General features: G+C 68.2%; 6 protein-coding genes. 3 read left to right on the plus strand and 3 right to left on the minus strand.

The features are described from left to right. The coding region (locus VIU94_RS06080) for an SPFH domain-containing protein (protein ID WP_331908346.1) at positions 1 to 803 on the plus strand (803 nt) is incomplete at its 5' end. 91 nt (positions 804 to 894) lie between these two features. Further along, positions 895 to 1,668: a sulfite exporter TauE/SafE family protein gene (locus VIU94_RS06085; RefSeq protein WP_331908348.1), complete on the plus strand. Its 774-nt coding sequence runs from the start codon at positions 895 to 897 to the stop codon at positions 1,666 to 1,668. A gap of 68 nt (positions 1,669 to 1,736) precedes the next feature. On the opposite strand, the gene VIU94_RS06090 is transcribed toward VIU94_RS06085, so the two are convergent. From VIU94_RS06090 to VIU94_RS06100, 3 genes are all read right to left on the minus strand, one after another. After that, positions 1,737 to 2,243, minus strand: coding sequence for an HNH endonuclease (locus tag VIU94_RS06090; RefSeq protein ID WP_331908350.1), 507 nt, complete (start codon positions 2,241 to 2,243; stop codon positions 1,737 to 1,739). Between the two features lie 218 nt (positions 2,244 to 2,461). Next, positions 2,462 to 2,995 (minus strand): YbhB/YbcL family Raf kinase inhibitor-like protein, encoded by a 534-nt coding sequence (locus VIU94_RS06095; protein ID WP_331908352.1) that lies wholly within the window; start codon positions 2,993 to 2,995, stop codon positions 2,462 to 2,464. Positions 2,996 to 3,044: 49 nt separating this feature from the next. Beyond that, on the minus strand, positions 3,045 to 3,827 hold the full coding sequence (locus VIU94_RS06100; protein WP_331908355.1) for a sporulation protein: 783 nt from the start codon (positions 3,825 to 3,827) through the stop codon (positions 3,045 to 3,047). Positions 3,828 to 3,926: 99 nt separating this feature from the next. Between VIU94_RS06100 and VIU94_RS06105 the strand changes: the two genes are divergently transcribed. Next, on the plus strand, positions 3,927 to 4,568 hold the full coding sequence (locus VIU94_RS06105; protein ID WP_331908357.1) for a DNA-3-methyladenine glycosylase: 642 nt from the start codon (positions 3,927 to 3,929) through the stop codon (positions 4,566 to 4,568). Positions 4,569 to 4,944: the final 376 nt, after the last annotated feature.

Here is a 4,944-nt window from a genome sequence, read left to right on the forward strand (position 1 = left end):
ACAAGGTGCGCTACACGATCGACATGCGCGAGCAGGTGGTCGCGTTCCCGCCCCAGGGCGTCATCACCGAGGACAACCTGATGGTGTCGATCGACTCGGTCATCTACTTCCAGGTGAACGATCCGGTCCGGGCGACGTACGAGATCTCCAACTACATCCAGGCGATCGAGCAGCTGACCATGACCACGCTGCGGAACATCATCGGCGGCATGGACCTGGAGCAGACGCTGACCAGCCGTGAGGAGATCAACGAGAAGCTCCGGTATGTGCTGGACGAGGCGACCGGCAAGTGGGGCATCCGGGTCAACCGCGTCGAGCTGCGCTCGATCGACCCGCCGCCGTCGATCCAGGACTCGATGGAGAAGCAGATGCGCGCCGACCGCGACAAGCGCGCCGCGATCCTCACCGCGGAGGGCACCCGCCAGGCCGCCATCCTCACCGCCGAGGGCGAGAAGCAGTCCCAGATCCTGCGCGCCGAGGGTGAGGCCAAAGCCGCCGCCCTGCGGGCCGAGGGCGAGGCCCAGGCCGTCCGCACGGTCTTCGAGGCGATCCACGCCGGCGACCCGGACCAGAAGCTGCTCTCGTACCAGTACCTCCAGATGCTGCCGAAGATCGCCGAGGGCGACGCCAACAAGCTCTGGATCGTGCCCAGCGAGATCGGCGACGCCCTCAAGGGCCTCTCCGGCGCCTTCGGCAACCTCGGCGGCGGAGTCCCCGGCTTCAACACCGGCGGCGGATCGGCCGGCAAGGAGTCCGGCCCGGGCGTCGGCGCGCAGCGCCGCGAAGAACCCCCGGTTGACTGACACGTACACGTAATGCTGCATGATCGGTGAGAGCCCCTCGACCCCGATGCTTCGTCAGGGCGGGGAGGCGACTCACTGACCATGTAAGGAGATGGCTTTGTCCATCTGGGAAGCACTGGCAGTCTTCGCCGCCGGTATCGGAGCCGGCACCATCAACACGATCGTCGGCTCGGGAACCCTGATCACGTTCCCCGTGCTGCTCGCGACGGGCCTTCCGCCCATCACCGCGAACGTCTCCAACACCCTCGGCCTGGTCCCCGGCTCCATCAGCGGAGCCATCGGCTACCGCGCCGAACTCGAAGGCCAGAAGGCCCGCGTCCTCCGCCTCGGCGCCGTGGCCCTCCTCGGCGGACTCCTCGGCGCGATCCTGCTGCTCGCCCTGCCCTCCGAGGCCTTCGACACGATCGTCCCGGTCCTGATCGGCCTCGCGCTCGTCCTCGTCGTCCTCCAGCCCCGCATCTCCGCCGCGGTGAAACGCCGCCGCGAAATCAGTGGCACCGAGGCCCCCCGGCACGGCGGCGTGGTCCTCCTCGTCGGACTCTTCTTCGCCAGCATGTACGGCGGCTACTTCGGCGCCGCTCAGGGCGTCCTGTACCTCTCGCTCATGGGGTTGCTGCTGAACGAGAGCATCCAGCGCATCAACGCCGTCAAGAACGTCCTGGCCGCCGTCGTCAACGGCGTCGCCGCCGTCTTCTTCCTCTTCGTCGCCGAGTTCGACTGGACGGCGGTCCTGCTGATCGCCGTCGGCTCGGCCATCGGCGGACAGATCGGCGCCAAGGTCGGCCGCCGGCTGCCGCCCGCGGTCCTGCGCGGAGTCATCATCGCCGTAGGCATCATCGCGATCCTCCAACTCACGCTGGACTAGCGCGAAGAGCCCGAGAAACGGAAGAGCCCGCCCCCAGGAGGGGCGGGCTCACACAGTCACGGACGCGTTCAGGCCGCCGACTCGGCGAGCCACTCCGGCAGCTCCGCCCGCTCACCCGCCCGCATCGCCAGCAGCATCGCGTCCGCCGGAGTCGGCACGAACGGCTCGTGCAGCAGCGGCATCCCGGCCTGCTCCGGAGTCCGGTCCGCCTTGCGGTGGTTGTCCTCGGCGCACGACGCGACCGTGTTCAGCCAGCTGTCCCCACCGCCCTGCGCCCGCGGCACCACATGGTCCACGGTCGTCGCGCGCCTCCCGCAGTACGCGCACCGGTGCTGGTCACGCACCAGCACGCCCCTCCTCGACCACGGAGCGTGTCTTCGGAACGGCACCCGTACGTAGCGGCAGAGCCTGATCACCCGGGGCACCGGAAGGTCGACGGCGGCGCCACGCATGCGCAGATCGGGATGAGCCTGTTCCACGACGGCCTTGTCCGTCAGGACAAGCACCACCGCACGGTTGAGTGTCACCGTCGACAGCGGCTCGAAGCTCGCGTTCAGTACCAGCGTGTCCCGCATTGTGCCCACCTCCCGTGTGCCGGCCCGACCCTGTTGGCGGGCTTCCGGGCTTGGATCAACTCTGGCCGGGCGCGCCGGGGTAGGACAACGCAATATCTGCGCGCAACGAAAGATGCCCGCTTCTGATCTCTCCAAGACCAGAAGCGGGCAAACAACAAACGAACGCTGAGCTGCGCGCCTCAGCGGCGCGCGCCGTCCGCGTCAGTGCGCCGTCGGCGTCACTGCGCGGGACTCGCGTACTCGGCGATCAGCTGGGCACGCCCGAGCGTGTGGAAGCGCAGATTGAAGCCGACCACCGCCGGCGACACGTCCGCGTCCGGCCCGAGCTTCTCGCTGTCCACCGCGTACACGGTGAAGACGTACCGGTGGTTCTCACCGGCCGGCGGCGCGGCGCCGCCGAAGTCCTGCGACCCGTAGTCGTTGCGGACATGCACGGCACCCGCCGGCAGCCCCTCGAACGACCCCGAGCCGGCGCCCGCGGGAAGCTCCGTCACCGACGCCGGGATGTCGAACAGCACCCAGTGCCAGAACCCGCTGCCCGTCGGCGCGTCCGGGTCGAAGCAGGTGACGGCGAAGCTCTTCGCCTCCGCCGGGAAGCCCTCCCAGCGAAGATGGGGAGAGACGTTCCCCGCCGAGTACACCTGACCGTCCTTCAGCACCCCACCCGGCACGATGTCGTCGCTCACCACGGTGAACTCCGGCACCGGCGGGTGGAAGTCGTGAGGGAGCGGCGCCCTCTTGCCCTCGGCCACGTCTGAACCTCCGTATCGCCCGATCTGACTGACAGGTGTCGGGCCGAGCCTAGAACCAGTTGCGCTTGCCGCCGACGTCCGCGAGCCACTGGTTCAGGTACGCCGCCCAGTCGGTGGTGTGGAAGTCCTGCAGACCGACCTTGAAGGACCGGAAGGAGTCGCTGCCCTCGCTGAATAGCCCCGGCTTCTTGTCCATCTCCAGGACGACGTCCATCTCGCGCTCGTCCGCCACGAAGCTGACCTCGACCTGGTTCAGCCCGCGGTACTGCTGAGGCGGGAAGAACTCGATCTCCTGGTAGAACGGCAGCTTCTGCCGGGTGCCCCGGATGTGACCGCGCTCCATGTCCGCGCTCTTGAAGCGGAAGCCCAGCTGGAGGAACGCGTCCAGGATCGCCTGCTGCGCCGGCAGCGGGTGCACGTTGATCGGGTCCAGGTCACCGGAGTCCACCGCGCGCGCGATCTCCAGCTCGGTGGTCACCCCGATGTTCATGCCGCGCAGCTGCTGCCCGGCGATCGCGGTGACCGGCGTCTCCCACGGGATCTCCAGACCGAACGGCACCACGTGCACCGCGCCGGCCTTCACCGTGAAGGCGCCACCGAGCCGCACCTTCACGAACTCGATGTCCTGCTTGAGCTCCTGCTCGCCGCCCTCGACCTCGACGCGCGCCTGCAGCCCGATCGAGAGCCCCTCGATCTGCTGGTCCACCGATCCGCCCTGGATCCGCACCTCGCCCTGGACGACCCCGCCCGGAACCACGTTCTCCTCGGTGAGCACCGTCTCCACGGACGCCCCACCGGCACCGAGGCTCGCGAGCAGCTTCTTGAAGCCCATGTCTGTCCACTCCTTACTTGGTCCTGGCCCTACATACGCGCGACGACCGTAGCCGGTTCCCACCTGCGCCCCAGCAGGCCCCCACTAGGCTCGGACGCCATGAGCGAAAGCCCCGACCGTACGCCGCTGCCTCGGGCCTTCTTCGACCGCCCCGTACTGGAGGTCGCCCCCGACCTGCTCGGCCGCACGCTCGTCCGCAGAACGGAGGACGGCCCGATCGAGCTACGTCTCACGGAGGTGGAGGCGTACGCCGGCGAGATCGACCCGGGCTCGCACGCCTTCCGCGGCCGCACCGCACGCAACGCGGTCATGTTCGGCCCGCCCGGTCACGCCTACGTCTACTTCACCTATGGCATGTGGCACTGCCTGAACCTGGTGTGCGGCCCCAAGGGCCACGCCGGTGGAGTGCTGCTCCGAGCGGGTGAAATCCAGCGGGGCGCCGAGTCCGCCCGCAAGCGTCGACTCTCGGCCCGCTACGACAAGGAACTGGCCAAGGGCCCCGCCCGTCTCGCCACCGCCCTGGACATCACCTTGTCCTTGAACGGCACCGACATCTGCGCAGGTCCCGACGCCCCCCTCGCGGTACTTACGGGCCTCCCACCCCGCCCCGACCAGGTCCGCAGCGGCCCGCGCACGGGCGTGGGCGGCGACGGCGCGCCGCACCCCTGGCGCTTCTGGATCGACGAGGACCCCACTGTCAGCCCCTACCGAGCCCACGCGCCACGCAAGAGGCCCTCTTGACTCGACTTGACTCGGCCCTCTCGGACGCCTAACGTAGCCCGAGCCGCTGGAAACGGGCCTGCTTGTTCAGGCGACCCGGGAGCGGCCATCCACTACCTACGACAACCCGAACGGGTTCGATTTCGGCATGCCGAAATTCGTCTCGAATGGCTCGATTATGAGTCGCCCGGGAAATCGGCTAAAGTAGTGGACACGCCGAAAGGCAGCCGGAAGGTGAATCGGGAAGCCGAGAAACCGGAAAGCAAGCCGAAAGGCACCGAGGAAATCGGATCGGAAAGATCTGATAGAGTCGGAAACGCAAGACCGAAGGGAAAAGCCCGGAGGAAAGCCCGAGAGGGTGAGTACGAAGGAAGCGTCCGTTCCTTGAGAACTCAAC

This window comes from Streptomyces sp. (assembly GCF_036566765.1).
Taxonomy (GTDB): Bacteria; Actinomycetota; Actinomycetes; order Streptomycetales; family Streptomycetaceae; genus Streptomyces.